Source organism: Gemmobacter sp., from assembly GCF_046292685.1.
Lineage (GTDB): Bacteria > Pseudomonadota > Alphaproteobacteria > Rhodobacterales > Rhodobacteraceae > Wagnerdoeblera.
In genome coordinates this window covers 1-11687 of record NZ_JBKBQM010000071.1, presented here as the reverse complement: position 1 = coordinate 11687, position 11687 = coordinate 1, and the positions used below count along the sequence as shown (strand labels likewise).

At 70.7% G+C, this 11687-nt stretch carries 13 protein-coding genes and 2 riboswitches; of the genes, 5 read left to right on the top strand and 8 right to left on the bottom strand.

Annotated elements, in window-relative coordinates; translation table 11 throughout:
• Positions 1–111: 111 nt before the first annotated feature.
• From ACK4S2_RS14685 to hisI, 6 genes are all read right to left on the bottom strand, one after another.
• The gene (locus ACK4S2_RS14685) at positions 112–309 is read right to left on the bottom strand and encodes a hypothetical protein (RefSeq protein ID WP_409625987.1); all 198 of its coding nucleotides are present in this window, start codon (positions 307–309) and stop codon (positions 112–114) included.
• A gap of 191 nt (positions 310–500) precedes the next feature.
• A complete protein-coding gene (locus ACK4S2_RS14680) occupies positions 501–641 on the bottom strand; it encodes a hypothetical protein (protein WP_409625984.1) in 141 nt (46 codons plus the stop codon).
• Positions 642–718: 77 nt separating this feature from the next.
• Positions 719–1261 (bottom strand): hypothetical protein, encoded by a 543-nt coding sequence (locus ACK4S2_RS14675; protein WP_409625981.1) that lies wholly within the window; start codon positions 1259–1261, stop codon positions 719–721.
• 398 nt (positions 1262–1659) lie between these two features.
• Positions 1660–1868: riboswitch (cobalamin riboswitch) on the bottom strand.
• A gap of 12 nt (positions 1869–1880) precedes the next feature.
• Positions 1881–2120 carry a hypothetical protein gene (locus tag ACK4S2_RS14670; RefSeq protein WP_409625978.1) on the bottom strand — a complete coding sequence of 80 codons (240 nt, stop codon included), beginning with the start codon at positions 2118–2120 and terminating at the stop codon, positions 1881–1883.
• Between the two features lie 68 nt (positions 2121–2188).
• A complete protein-coding gene (locus ACK4S2_RS14665) occupies positions 2189–2566 on the bottom strand; it encodes a SaoD/DsrE family protein (RefSeq protein ID WP_409625975.1) in 378 nt (125 codons plus the stop codon).
• Between the two features lie 8 nt (positions 2567–2574).
• Positions 2575–3048 carry a phosphoribosyl-AMP cyclohydrolase gene (gene hisI / locus ACK4S2_RS14660; RefSeq protein WP_409625972.1) on the bottom strand — a complete coding sequence of 158 codons (474 nt, stop codon included), beginning with the start codon at positions 3046–3048 and terminating at the stop codon, positions 2575–2577.
• Between the two features lie 75 nt (positions 3049–3123).
• Here hisI and ACK4S2_RS14655 point away from each other — a divergent pair, with 75 nt between their 5' ends.
• The 5 genes from ACK4S2_RS14655 (at position 3124) to ACK4S2_RS14635 (ending at position 9371) form a co-directional block, all read left to right on the top strand.
• Entirely contained in the window at positions 3124–4242 is a 1119-nt protein-coding gene (locus tag ACK4S2_RS14655; RefSeq protein ID WP_409625969.1) for a CobW family GTP-binding protein, read from the top strand.
• The gene (gene cysS, locus ACK4S2_RS14650) at positions 4242–5579 is read left to right on the top strand and encodes a cysteine--tRNA ligase (protein WP_409625966.1); all 1338 of its coding nucleotides are present in this window, start codon (positions 4242–4244) and stop codon (positions 5577–5579) included. Before ACK4S2_RS14655 ends, cysS begins: the two co-directional genes overlap by 1 nt.
• A complete protein-coding gene (yidD, locus tag ACK4S2_RS14645; protein ID WP_409625963.1) occupies positions 5576–5824 on the top strand; it encodes a membrane protein insertion efficiency factor YidD in 249 nt (82 codons plus the stop codon). The genes cysS and yidD overlap by 4 nt, the downstream gene beginning before the upstream one ends.
• A complete protein-coding gene (thrS, locus tag ACK4S2_RS14640; RefSeq protein ID WP_409625960.1) occupies positions 5821–7740 on the top strand; it encodes a threonine--tRNA ligase in 1920 nt (639 codons plus the stop codon). Before yidD ends, thrS begins: the two co-directional genes overlap by 4 nt.
• A 67-nt stretch (positions 7741–7807) precedes the next feature.
• Positions 7808–8022, top strand: a riboswitch (cobalamin riboswitch).
• Between the two features lie 110 nt (positions 8023–8132).
• The gene (locus ACK4S2_RS14635) at positions 8133–9371 is read left to right on the top strand and encodes an aromatic ring-hydroxylating oxygenase subunit alpha (RefSeq protein WP_409625957.1); all 1239 of its coding nucleotides are present in this window, start codon (positions 8133–8135) and stop codon (positions 9369–9371) included.
• Positions 9372–9466: 95 nt separating this feature from the next.
• On the opposite strand, the gene ACK4S2_RS14630 is transcribed toward ACK4S2_RS14635, so the two are convergent.
• Both ACK4S2_RS14630 and ACK4S2_RS14625 read right to left on the bottom strand, forming a co-directional pair.
• A complete protein-coding gene (locus ACK4S2_RS14630; RefSeq protein ID WP_409625954.1) occupies positions 9467–10243 on the bottom strand; it encodes a type II CAAX prenyl endopeptidase Rce1 family protein in 777 nt (258 codons plus the stop codon).
• A 787-nt stretch (positions 10244–11030) separates the two neighbouring features.
• Positions 11031–11297: a hypothetical protein gene (locus tag ACK4S2_RS14625; protein WP_409625951.1), complete on the bottom strand. Its 267-nt coding sequence runs from the start codon at positions 11295–11297 to the stop codon at positions 11031–11033.
• Between the last annotated feature and the right edge of the window lie 390 nt (positions 11298–11687).

Sequence of the window (11687 nt, the reverse complement as noted above, 5' to 3'; positions counted from 1 at the left end):
AACGCGACAACCGTATCCTTCGTCATGTGGCATATCCTTTTCTCTGCGAGAACTGCGGCGCGTCAACAACGCCTTGATATGCCACCCAATCCCCCCGTCACCAACTTTCAGCTATAGCTCGCCAGCATCTCGTGCCGCATGCAAGCACCAGGCCCGCAAAGTGTCATGAGAACAGCCAAGCTTCCAGGCAACCGCGCGATAGGCGGCGTTGTCGCTGGTGTAGTCGGACCGGTGTTCGCGATACAGACGAACGCCGCGTTCGCGGAACTCGGCCGTGTATGTCGGGGTGTGCTTCTTCTTCGCTTCCATAAGGGTCATCCTTTGACAGTTTTACCCTCTCGGATACCCGGGGCGGTTCAAACCGTCCTCCCAGGGGGTCATGCTGTCGACGGCAAAGGATGTGACCACACGCAGCGGCGGGGCTGTTTCGGCAGCTACCGGCAGCGGCAGCGTCGGCAGGACCGCCATGGCCAGGGCGGCACGGCGGGACAGTCTGGGGGTCATTCGGGTCTCCTGTGGTCAGGTGGGGAAAGGTGGGCGCGGCGGCTGCCGGGGCGTTCGGCCAGCCGCAGGTCGGGCGCGTCGCGGCCGGCGCCGATCACCTCGGTCACGATGCGGTCGAGCGCGCATTCGTCGGGCACCACATACCAGGCGCCCTGCGGGTAAAGTACGATCAGCGGGGCCGGGTTGCAGGGGTAGACGCAGCCCGGCGCGGTTGTCAGGCAGCGGTCCGACAGGCCCGTCGCCGACAGCCGGGCCAGAAGCGCGCCCGCCCCGCGGAAGGCGCAGCGCGGGCCGGTGCAGACCAGGATATGCGTGTCGAAATCGGGCAGGAACTGCCAGCCGTGCTTGCGCCCCGGGTCGGGCGCAGGGTCGCCGCATCGGTCGCCCGCGCCACCAGCGCCAGGGGCACCAGCGCGGCGGCCGCGTCTTCGGGGGCGGGCAGTTCGGCAAGCGTGATCCGCAGCCCGCCGCCCGCGGTCGCCGCGGCATGCGCGACCGCGCCGGGCAACCAGGCGGCGATGTTGGCGGCCATGGGGAAACCCACCGGCATGACCCGCACATGCGTCGTCTCGGCATCCCGCGCCTGGCAAAGAGCCTGCGCAAGGTCCGTCCCGCCGCCTTCCAGCCGCACGACCGTGACGGGCTGCGCGCAATGCGCCCGCGCCGCGCGGTGCAGCGCGGCCAGCAGCCGCCCCTCGTCGCGGGCCGAGAGGCTGGGCTGCGAGAGGCAGAGGATCAGGTGGTCGGGATCGTCCATCAGTGGCACCTCGGCGCAGGGGTTGCCGCCACCTCCACCCGCCCGGCATGGAACCGCGCCGCGATGCGGCACAGCCCCGCGGGCGCAAGGCGGCAGGGCATATCGACCTGCACGCAGACAGGCGCGGCGTCGGGGCCGCAGACGGCCGAGAGCCCCGCACCGACATCGCGCGCAAGCGCGCACAGCCGGGCGTTGGCGGCGCATTCTGGCGGCGCGCGGTTGCAGGGTAGAGGGGCGCAGCGCAGCGGGGCAGCCGCTGCGCGGGGGGGCAGGTCGTGGTCGGCAAGGGGCGTCCTCCACGATCTGCAGAGGCGCGGTCAGGGCAGGACGGCAGAACTTCGCAGGCGCAAGGCTGGGTTGGTCATGGTCATGTCTCCGCCGGGACACCCCGCCCGGGTTGGGTTGGTCGGCAAGACGGCAGGTCTCCTGCCTCGCGGGTTGTGGCTTGCCTGCGCCTTCCCGCCCCGTCCGGGGCAGTGGCACGGGCACTCGCCGCTCACATTTGCGGGGGCGGTCGCGGATTCGGTGGCTGATGCCTACGCCTCGCCGCGTTCCCTTTTCATCACTCGCCTTTCCAGGCTCGGGAACCGTCGGGACGATGTGTCACACCTCTCGTTCGTCAGGTCAATCCGGGATCGGTCCCTGCCGGGCGACAGCCGGCCCGCGCGTCAAGGTCCGCCGCCACGATCTCGACCGCCGGACGGTGCACCACCAGTACGCGCCGGATCAGGTCAAAGCCGATGACAGGACTCCGGGTTGCCGGGCCGGAACAGGCCGGATCGCCGCAAGGCAGCTCGAACACGGAAATCAGCGCATCGGCCGCAAGCCCGGCGCGCACCAGCCGCTTGATGCGCTGCACGTGCCCGAGCGTTGCCGTGGAATTGCGCCATCTGGCCCCTGCCGCGCCGGACGTCCGGGTCGCCGGCCTCACAGCGTGATGATCTGATCGGGTGGGTTGGCGGCCAGTGCCGCGTAAAGCTGCGGGAAACAACCCGCGACGACGCCCGGCACGGTGCCCTCGGCTGTGACCTCACCGGTGCCGCAGAGATGCAACTCGCCCGTCGCCATCCCCCGGCGCAGCGCGCAGTCGTCGCAGATCATCAGCGGAAAGCCCTGGTCGGCGGCGATCCGCGCCAGCCGCTCGCCCACGTCGTCGCCTTGCCGCAGGCAATAGATGTTGTCGTCGAAGAACATCATACCCACGACCTCGGCACCATGGATGCCCTTTTCCAGCTGCGGCAGGATCATCCGCGCCAGCTTGAAGGCCGAGGCCATGGGCGTGGCAAAGACATAGGCGACTTTCATGGATATCCTCACAGAATGGTCGGGTTGGGGGCATCGCCATAGACGGCGCGGGGATCGAAGGTCTTGGCGGCTTCGGTAAAGCGCAGCGGCCCGCCCGCCGCTGGTCCCGTGGGCACGGCGCGGTAAAAGCACGACCCATAGCCGACATGGCAGGACGCGCCTGCGCCGGCCACCTCGACCCGCAACCACAGCGCATCCTGATCGTCGTCGATCCGCGCCTCGATGACGCGCTGGATCAGGCCCGAGGTCGCCCCCTTGTGCCAGACCGCGCGGTGCGTGCGGCTGAAGTAATGCGCCTCGCCCGTGGTCAGGGTCAGGCGCAGGGCCTCGGCGTTCATCCAGCCCAGCATCAGCACCTCGCCCGTGGCGGCATCGGTGGTCACACAGGGCATCAGGCCATCGGCGCCGAACTTGGGCGCGAGGGTTGCGCCCTCCTCGACCTCGGCGACGCTGCGGCGGGGGTGAAGTTGGATATCGGTCATGGCGGCTCTTGTCGGTATTTATGTTATAATATAACAAATCACAGCTGCACCATGCCTGCAACCGGAAAGCCTGCGATGACCCATCCTGCGCCGCCCGTCCCCGTGACGCTGCTGACCGGCTTTCTTGGCGCAGGCAAGACGACGCTGCTCAATCGGCTGCTGCACGATCCCGCGGCCGGCCGCATCGCCGTGGTGGTCAACGAATTCGGCGAGGCGGGGCTGGATCACGACCTGATCGAGAACGTGGCCGAAGATGTGGTGGTGATGCCCGCAGGCTGCATCTGCTGTTCGATCCGGGGCGATCTGGCGCGCACGCTGAGCAAGCTGATCGTGCGGCGCAAGACCGGCACGCTGGCCTTCGACCGGGTGGTGATCGAGACGACCGGGCTGGCCGACCCTGCGCCGATCCACCACACGCTGCTGGTCGATCCGGTGCTGGCGCCCGATTATGCGCTGGACGGGATCGTGACGGTGGTCGATGCGGTGCACGGGGCCTCGACGCTCGACAGGCACGGCGAAGCGCAGGCGCAGGTCGCCATGGCCGACCGGATCGTGCTGTCCAAGACCGATCTGGCCGATGCGGTCGCGCTGGCCGCACTGACCGCGCGGCTCGATCGGCTGAACCCCGCCGCGCCGCGCCTGACCGCCGCGCGCGGCGCGGTGCCGGCGGGCGCGCTGTTCGGCCTGTCGTCGCTGCGCGCACCGATGGCGGCGGACCACGCGCTGGCCTGGCTGGCCGCGCCGCCGCCCGACCCGCTGGCGGGGCTCTCGGGGCTGGCTCTGCCGAAGCGGGGGCCGGTGATGGACCTGACCTTGCCCTCGCACCACGCCGCCGACGACCGGATTGCCAGCGCCTCGATCATGCTGGACGCGCCGATCCCGGCCGAGATCTTCGACTTCTGGCTCGACACGCTGGTGGCCCTGCGCGGGCCGGATCTGTTGCGCGTCAAGGGCATCGTGCATCTCGAAGGCGTGCCCACGCCCCTCGTCTTCCACGGCGTGCAGCACATCTTCGACCCGCCGGTCCCGCTGACGGGCGCGCCCGAAGGCGACACCACCAGCCGCATCGTCGTCATCGCCCGCGACATCCCCCGGGCCGACCTTGCCGCCAGCCTCGAGGTGCTGCGCCTGCGGCCTGCGCCGGGCGAGATGGAGGGCGACATGACCATGCAAACGCTGGAGATGCCCTTCTGATGCGGCTTTACAATTCGATGGGACGGCGGGTCGAACCCTTCGTCCCCGCCGACCCGGGCCATGTGCGGATGTATGTCTGCGGGCCCACGGTCTATTCCTGGGCCCATATCGGCAATGCCCGGCCGGCGGTGGTGTTCGACGTGCTGGCGCGGCGGCTGCGCGCGCTGTTCCCGCGCCTGACCTATGCGCGCAACATCACCGATGTGGACGACAAGATCATCGCCGCCGCGGCGGCGGAAGGCGTCGGATGCGATGCGGTCGCCGCCCGCTACACCGCCGCCTATCGCGCCGATCTGGCGGCTCTTGGCGTGGCCCCGCCCGATGTCGAACCGCGCGCGACCGACCACATCGCGCCGATGATCGCGATGATCGACGGGCTGATCGGCGCGGGCCGGGCCTATGCGGCCGAAGGGCATGTGCTGTTCCACATCCCGAGCTTCCCGGCCTATGGTCGGCTTTCGGGCGCCGACCCAGACGAGATGCTGGCCGGCGCGCGTGTCGAGGTCGCCCCCTTCAAGCGCGATCCGCGCGACTTCGTGCTGTGGAAGCCCTCGGCCCCCGGTCAGCCCGGCTGGGACAGCCCCTGGGGCCACGGCCGCCCCGGCTGGCACATCGAATGTTCGGCGATGATCCGCGCGCATCTGGGTGCGGCGATCGACATCCACGGCGGCGGGATCGACCTGCGCTTTCCCCACCACGAGAACGAGATCGCGCAAGGCACGGTGGCGCGATTCTGGGTGCACAACGGCCATGTCACCGTGGGCGGGGCCAAGATGTCGAAATCACTGGGCAATGTGCTTCTGGTGCGCGACCTGCTGGCGGCCGCCCCAGGCGAGGCGATCCGCTATGCCCTGCTGACGGCCCAGTACCGCCAGCCGCTCGACTGGACCGCGGCGACCCCGCGCGCGGCGCGGGCGGCACTCGACCGGCTTTATGGCGCGCTGCGCGACCAGCCCGCGCGTGAGCCGCGGGACGTTGACATCGCCCCCGTCCTCGCCGCGCTCGACGACGATCTGAACACGCCGGCCGCACTGGCCGGGCTGCACGCGCTGGCCGGGCAGATCCATGCCTGCGCCGACCCCGCGCGCCGGGCGGAACTGGCCGGGGCGCTGCGGCAGGGCGGGGCGCTGCTGGGCCTGTTGCAGGCCGATCCGCAGGTCTGGGCACAAGGCGACGCGGCGGAGGCAGAGCGCATCGCCGCACGTGTGGCCGACCGCGACCGGGCCCGGGCGCTGCGCGACTGGGCGCGCGCCGATGCGATCCGCGCCGAACTCGCCGCGCTCGGCATCGAGGTCGAGGATACCGGCCCCACCAGCCGCTGGCGGGTGCGGGCATGAGGGCGGCACTGACATGGGCGCTGATCCTGCCGATCCGCGCCTACCGGCTGATCCTGTCGCCCTGGCTTGGCCATTCCTGCCGGTTCCAACCCTCGTGCTCGGCCTCTGCCATCGCGGCGCTGGACACCCACGGGCCCCTGCGCGGCCTGTGGCTGACCGCGCGGCGGCTGGCGCGCTGCACCCCCTGGGGCGGATCGGGATACGACCCCGTGCCGCCCGCCACCCACCGAAAGACCCAGCCATGATCCATGTCCGCCTGCCCGACGGCGCCACCCGCGCGCTTGCCCCCGCCAGCACCGCCGGCGATCTGGCCGCCGCCATCGGCCCGGGCCTGGCGCGCCGCACCGTAGCCGCCGTGGTCGATGGGCGGCTGGCCGACCTGAGCGCGCCGCTGCCCGACGGCGCGTCGGTCGAACTGATCGGCCGCGACGATCCGCGCGCGCTGGAACTGATCCGCCACGACCTCGCGCATGTGCTGGCCGAGGCGGTCCAGACCCTCTGGCCCGGCACCCGCACCGCCATCGGCCCGGCCATCGACCACGGCTTTTACTACGATTTCGAGCGCGAGACGCCCTTCACCCCCGACGACCTGCCGGCGATCGAGGCGAAGATGCGCGAGATCGTCGCCGCCCGCCGGCCCTTCGTGCGCGAGGAATGGCCGCGCGACCGGGCGCGGGCGCATTTCGCCGCCGCGGGCGAGCGCTGGAAGCTCGAACTGCTCGAGGCCATCCCCGAGGGCGAGCCGGTCACGATCTACCGGCAGGGCGACTGGCTCGACCTGTGCCGCGGGCCGCACCTGCGCCACACCGGCGATGCCGGCACGGCGTTCCGGCTGACCCGCGTCGCCGGGGCCTATTGGCGGGGCGATGCGCAGAACCCGATGCTCAGCCGCATCTACGGCGTGGCCTTTGCCGACGCAGCGGCGCTGGAGGCGCATCTGACCATGCTGGCCGAGGCCGAGCGGCGCGACCACCGCCGGCTGGGGCGCGAGATGGACCTCTTCCATTTCGAGGAGGTGGCACCCGGGGCGGTCTTCTGGCACCCGCGCGGCTGGCGGCTGTTCCAGACGCTGATCGGCTACATGCGCGCCCGGCAGGAGGCTGCGGGCTATGTCGAGGTGAACTCGCCCGACATCATGGACCGCGCATTATGGGAGGTCTCGGGGCACTGGCAGAACTACCGCGCCAACATGTTCCTGACCCGCACCGAGGATGCGCGGGATTTCGCGCTCAAGCCGATGAATTGCCCCGGCCACATGCTGATCTACGGGCAGGGCACGAAAAGCTATCGCGACCTGCCGCTGAAGCTGGCCGAATTCGGCAAGGTGCACCGCTACGAACCGTCCGGCGCCCTGCACGGGCTGATGCGGGTGCGCAGCTTTACCCAGGACGACGCGCATATCTACTGCACGCCCGACCAGCTGACCGAGGAGTGCCTGAAGGTCAACGATCTGGTCCTGTCGATCTATCGCGATTTCGGCTTCGACGCGGTGCGGGTGAAACTGTCCACCCGGCCCGAGAACCGCATCGGGTCGGACGCAAGCTGGGACCGCGCCGAGGCGGCCCTGCGGGCGGCCCTGGAGGCGGCCGGGCAGGACTACACGATCTTTCCCGGCGAGGGCGCGTTCTACGGGCCGAAGCTCGAATATGTCCTGCGCGATGCGATCGGGCGCGACTGGCAATGCGGCACGCTTCAGGTCGATTTCAACCTGCCCGAACGCTTCGGCGCGACCTATGTGGCGCCCTCGGGCGACCGGGTGGCGCCGGTCATGCTGCACCGGGCGCTGTTCGGCTCGCTCGAACGCTTCACCGGCATCCTGATCGAACATCACGCGGGCCATCTGCCGCTGTGGCTGGCGCCGGTGCAGGTGGTGGTGGCCACGATCACCGGGGCGGCCGACCTCTGGGCGGCAGAGGTGGCCGAGGCGCTGCGCGCCGCCGGGCTGCGGGTGGACACCGACCTGCGCAACGAGAAGATCGGCTACAAGGTGCGGGAGCACGCGCTGAAGAAGGTGCCGGTGCAGATCGCCCTGGGGGCCCGCGAGGCCGAGGAGGGCACGGTCACCCTGCGGCGGCACGGGCAGGAAGCCACCGAAACCCTGCCCCTGGCCGAGGCCGTCGCCAAGCTCAGGGCCGAGGCGGCGCCGCCACGGGCCGCCTGACCCGCCGGCCGTGACGCCCGCAACGCGGCGCGTGTCGCAATCGGGCCAGCGCGCGCCGCCGGCCGGGGCCACCATCGCCCTGCAAGGTGCCGCCCCACGGGGCGGAGAATTGGGAAGCCGGTGCGGGGGAAACCCCAAGGCCGGCGCTGCCCCCGCAACGGTAACGGCGAGGCGGGCGCGACATAGGGCCACTGGGGCAAGCCCCCGGGAAGGCGTCGCACCCCGGCCCGGCAACGGGCCACCGCCGAAGTCCGGAAACCAGCCTTGCGCAGACGTCGGGCCGCGGCGGGCGGCGGGGGACGGGAACCGGCAAGCCGCAGGGCCTGCCGCCCCCCTGCCTGTCCGGCCCCTTCAACCTCCGCGCGAGTCGGCGCGGGTGAAAGAGGTATGGGATGCTGACGGACAGCGAAATCCACGCGCGGATCCTTGCGCGCAAACCCCGGCACGCACTGGAACGCGCACTATACTGCGACGAGGGCGTCTATCGCGCCGATCTGGCGCAGATCTGGTATCGGGAATGGCTATTCGCCGCCCCCGCCGCGGCGCTGCCCCGGCCCGGCGATTACGTCACCCTTCAGGTCGGCGCCTATCCGGTGCTGGTGATCCGCGACCGGGACGGCGCGGTGCGCGCCTTTCACAACGTCTGCCGCCACCGCGGCCAGCGGCTTTGCGCGGCCGAAGCGGGGCACACCACCGTCGTCGTCTGCCCCTATCATCAGTGGAGCTACGAGCTTGACGGCCGCCTGCGCCGCGCCCGCGACATGGGCGAGGGGTTCGACCCCGCCGCCTTTGGGCTGAAACCCGTCCACGCCCGCGATCTGGGCGGGCTGATCTACATCTGCCTGGCCGACCAGCCCCCCGCCCTTGAGGCGCTGGCCGGAACCGCCGCGCGCTACCTCGCGCCCTCGGGGCTCGACCGGGCCCGCGTCGCCCATGTCTGCACCATCACCGAAAACGGCAACTGGAAGCTGGTGCTGGAGAACAACCGCGAATGCTATCACTGCGGCGGGTCGCACCCTGCGCTGTGCCGCACCTATTCCGACAACCCGCGCCACACCGCGATCTACGGCCCCGAGGCCGCGAGCCCCGAGATCCTCGCCCACTGGGCGCGCTGCGAGGCCGCGGGCCTGCCCGCGCGCTTCGTCCACGCCCCCGATTACCAGTGGCGCCTCTCGCGCATCCCGCTGAAGGACAATGCCGAAAGCTTCACGCTCAGCACCCGGGCGGCGGTGGCGCGGCGGATGGGGGCGATGCCCTTCAACGACGCGGGCAGCCTTCTGCTCTATCACTATCCCAACACCTGGAACCACTTCCTGGCCGATCACGCGATCGTCTTTCGGGTGCTGCCCGTCTCGCCGCTTGCGACGCAGGTGACCACCTGGTGGCTGGTGGATGCGGCCGCCGAAGAGGGGCACGACTACGACCTGCGCACCCTCACCGAAGTGTGGCTCGCCACGAACGACGAAGACCGCCGGGTGGTCGAGGAAAACCAGACGGGGATCCTCTCTCCGGCCTACGAGCCAGGCCCCTATTCGCCGGTGCACGAGGAAGGCGTCGTGCAGTTCGTGGACTGGTATGCCGGGCTGATGGCCGCCCGCCTGGCGCCCGCCCCCGCCCTGGCCGCGGAATAATCCGACGCGCCGGCACCAGCCCATCCTGGTCGCTGGCCAGATTGCCCGCGACCGGTGCTGCCGCGGCCGCCCCACGCCGCGCCGGCAGGCTCCTCTCAACCCGGCGGGGGCGGGACGGCCATGGACTGTGGGGCGCGGCGCAAAAGCCAGATCGCCCATACCATCGCCAGCGCCGACAGGAGCATCGGCGCCGCCCCGCCAAGCGCCGTGCCGGTTCCGAGGTTGAAGCCAGTATGCCAGAGCACTGTCAGCACCACGCCGCCGCGCGCCAGTGCCGCCAGATGCGCGAGCACGCATGCGCCCGCCAGAATCCCTGGGCCGAAGCCGAAGATGAGCGCCACCAGACCCATCTCGCGATAGGTGGCCAGCACTGCAAACATCGGCAAGTGCCAGCCAGCCCAGATCGCCCCCGTGGCCAGCGTGCCCCGGCGCAGCCCCCACAGCGCCTGCGCCCGCGGCAAGAGGTATCCGCGCCAGCCGAGTTCCTCGCCCAGGCCATTCACGAGCAGGACGATCAGCAGCAGCGCGGCAAAAGGCCCCTCGGCCACGCCGGAATAGCGACCGATCCCGGCCGCGTCGGCCCCCAACATCACGGCCAATGCGATCACCGGCAGCGGCGACAGGGCCAGCGCCCAGCCCACATGGGCCCGCGGCAGGCGCGTCAGCCGCTGCCACAAATCGGCCCGCGCCGCCGCCCCGCCGAGGGCGGCCATGACCGCCGCAGCCAGCGCCGGCGCCACGAGGCCCGGCAGATGCGTGGGCAGCGCGCCCTTGGTCACCACCGCCCCGGTCCACCACAGCGGTGCCCAGACTGCCCAGGCCAGCGCATAGGCCAGCACGACAAAGCCGGCGATCTCTGCCCGCAGGCTCATTTTGCGGTTTTGCGCCGCGACCCGTCGGCGACCACAAGCCGGGCGACCAAGGCCCAGAGGGTCCGCGCCGGGGCCTGTGCTGCGAATTCGGCCCAAGGCCCCGGCATCGCCGCGGCACACCAGCCCGCCGGCACGACCAGCCGCACGACCTCCAATATCGCCCGAACCCCCCGCGTCCGCGCGCAGATGACGGGCGACAAGCCGGGTGTCGCGCCCCCGGCGATGACGATGTTGCCTCGCGACACGCTGATCTTTCCGACGTTCCCGCACTCGTGTCGATCAGCGTCACACGCGGATGTTTCGCGCGCGTGACAATCGGATCGGCCTGCCGCCGTGAGATAGATCGCCGCGCTCTTGCCCCGGCGCGGGGCTCCTTCGGCGGCGGCGCACTGTGATCCCATGTGCCGGCAACCATGTGCTGGACACCGCAAGGGCACCAGTCAGCCGCGGCGCGATCTTCCGACGGGGCTTGCGTCATACGTGCGGTTCACTGCCCGCCAGAGGGACGTCACCTCGGTCCATGCTTGCGACAAGCGCTTTCTGGCCGGTCGCGCGGTCACGGCGATCCGGCTCGATTCGCCGACTGGCTCCCGGAGGACGCCACGGCATTGTGCAGGGGCCGCTCGAGCGCAATCCTTGCGACTTGGGTGCAGTCTGCCCGCAGGGGCTGGCGCAGTGTCCGATCGGGCAAGAGACGGGATGGCCAGCCGATGATTGGTCCTCCGGCAGCGCCGCCCAGCTGCATATCGCGCCCCGGGTCGGCGGCCGCGATTGCCCGGGCGAGCGCCTACGCGGCCGCCTCGGCCCCGCCCGCCAAGACACGAGGACCGCAGACGAGGATCGGCCCCTCGGGCGGGGGCACGGGCGGGGTCGCGGACTCGTCGGCAAACACCATGGCCACCGACGCGCCCGCATCGCGCAGCAGGTCGGCCTTGACCATGACGGTTACCGGTTCCCGATGCTGCGGCGGCACCACCAAGGTCACAATCGCGTCGGCCCGCCCCGCCTCCGACACGCGCCCCGACGCCTGCCACAGCCGCGCCAATCTGACCATCGCAGGGTCACCTCTGCCGAGGACCAGCGATCCGCCTGCCAGCCTTCGGCCAGATGCGCACAGACCGCACCGACAAGCCCAGCCCGTTGCGGCAACGGCAGTGCCTTGACCTGCTCGGCGAGCAGTGAGCATGGCGCCCTTGCCGGGTGCAGATCGTCGAGGACCGGTCCGACGAACGATGACCCGCGCCCCACGAGCTGGTCATTGATTTCCGGCCGTCCTGACCAGCGATCAGCCGTGCACATGCTTCGCCCGACCCGGTCGCCGCGGAGAGCTATGCCCGAAAGTTGGTGACGGTGTGATCAGGCGGCTTTGATTTCGTGCTTGATGCCGTCGCGAAATTCAACCCCTCGGATGATCTCGGGGAGGCGGTTTTGGCCGTCGAGTTTG

Excerpts from the sequence above, each read along its gene's own strand:
- ACK4S2_RS14625 (WP_409625951.1), bottom strand. The coding sequence starts at position 11,297 with ATGGTCAGATTGGCGCGGCTGTGGCAGGCGTCGGGGCGCGTGTCGGAG.
- ACK4S2_RS14665 (WP_409625975.1), bottom strand. The coding sequence starts at position 2,566 with ATGAAAGTCGCCTATGTCTTTGCCACGCCCATGGCCTCGGCCTTCAAG.
- hisI (WP_409625972.1), bottom strand. The coding sequence starts at position 3,048 with ATGACCGATATCCAACTTCACCCCCGCCGCAGCGTCGCCGAGGTCGAG.
- yidD (WP_409625963.1), top strand. The coding sequence starts at position 5,576 with ATGAGGGCGGCACTGACATGGGCGCTGATCCTGCCGATCCGCGCCTAC.
- ACK4S2_RS14630 (WP_409625954.1), bottom strand. The coding sequence starts at position 10,243 with ATGAGCCTGCGGGCAGAGATCGCCGGCTTTGTCGTGCTGGCCTATGCG.
- ACK4S2_RS14635 (WP_409625957.1), top strand. The coding sequence starts at position 8,133 with ATGCTGACGGACAGCGAAATCCACGCGCGGATCCTTGCGCGCAAACCC.
- cysS (WP_409625966.1), top strand. The coding sequence starts at position 4,242 with ATGCGGCTTTACAATTCGATGGGACGGCGGGTCGAACCCTTCGTCCCC.
- ACK4S2_RS14655 (WP_409625969.1), top strand. The coding sequence starts at position 3,124 with ATGACCCATCCTGCGCCGCCCGTCCCCGTGACGCTGCTGACCGGCTTT.
- thrS (WP_409625960.1), top strand. The coding sequence starts at position 5,821 with ATGATCCATGTCCGCCTGCCCGACGGCGCCACCCGCGCGCTTGCCCCC.
- ACK4S2_RS14675 (WP_409625981.1), bottom strand. The coding sequence starts at position 1,261 with ATGGACGATCCCGACCACCTGATCCTCTGCCTCTCGCAGCCCAGCCTC.
- ACK4S2_RS14685 (WP_409625987.1), bottom strand. The coding sequence starts at position 309 with ATGGAAGCGAAGAAGAAGCACACCCCGACATACACGGCCGAGTTCCGC.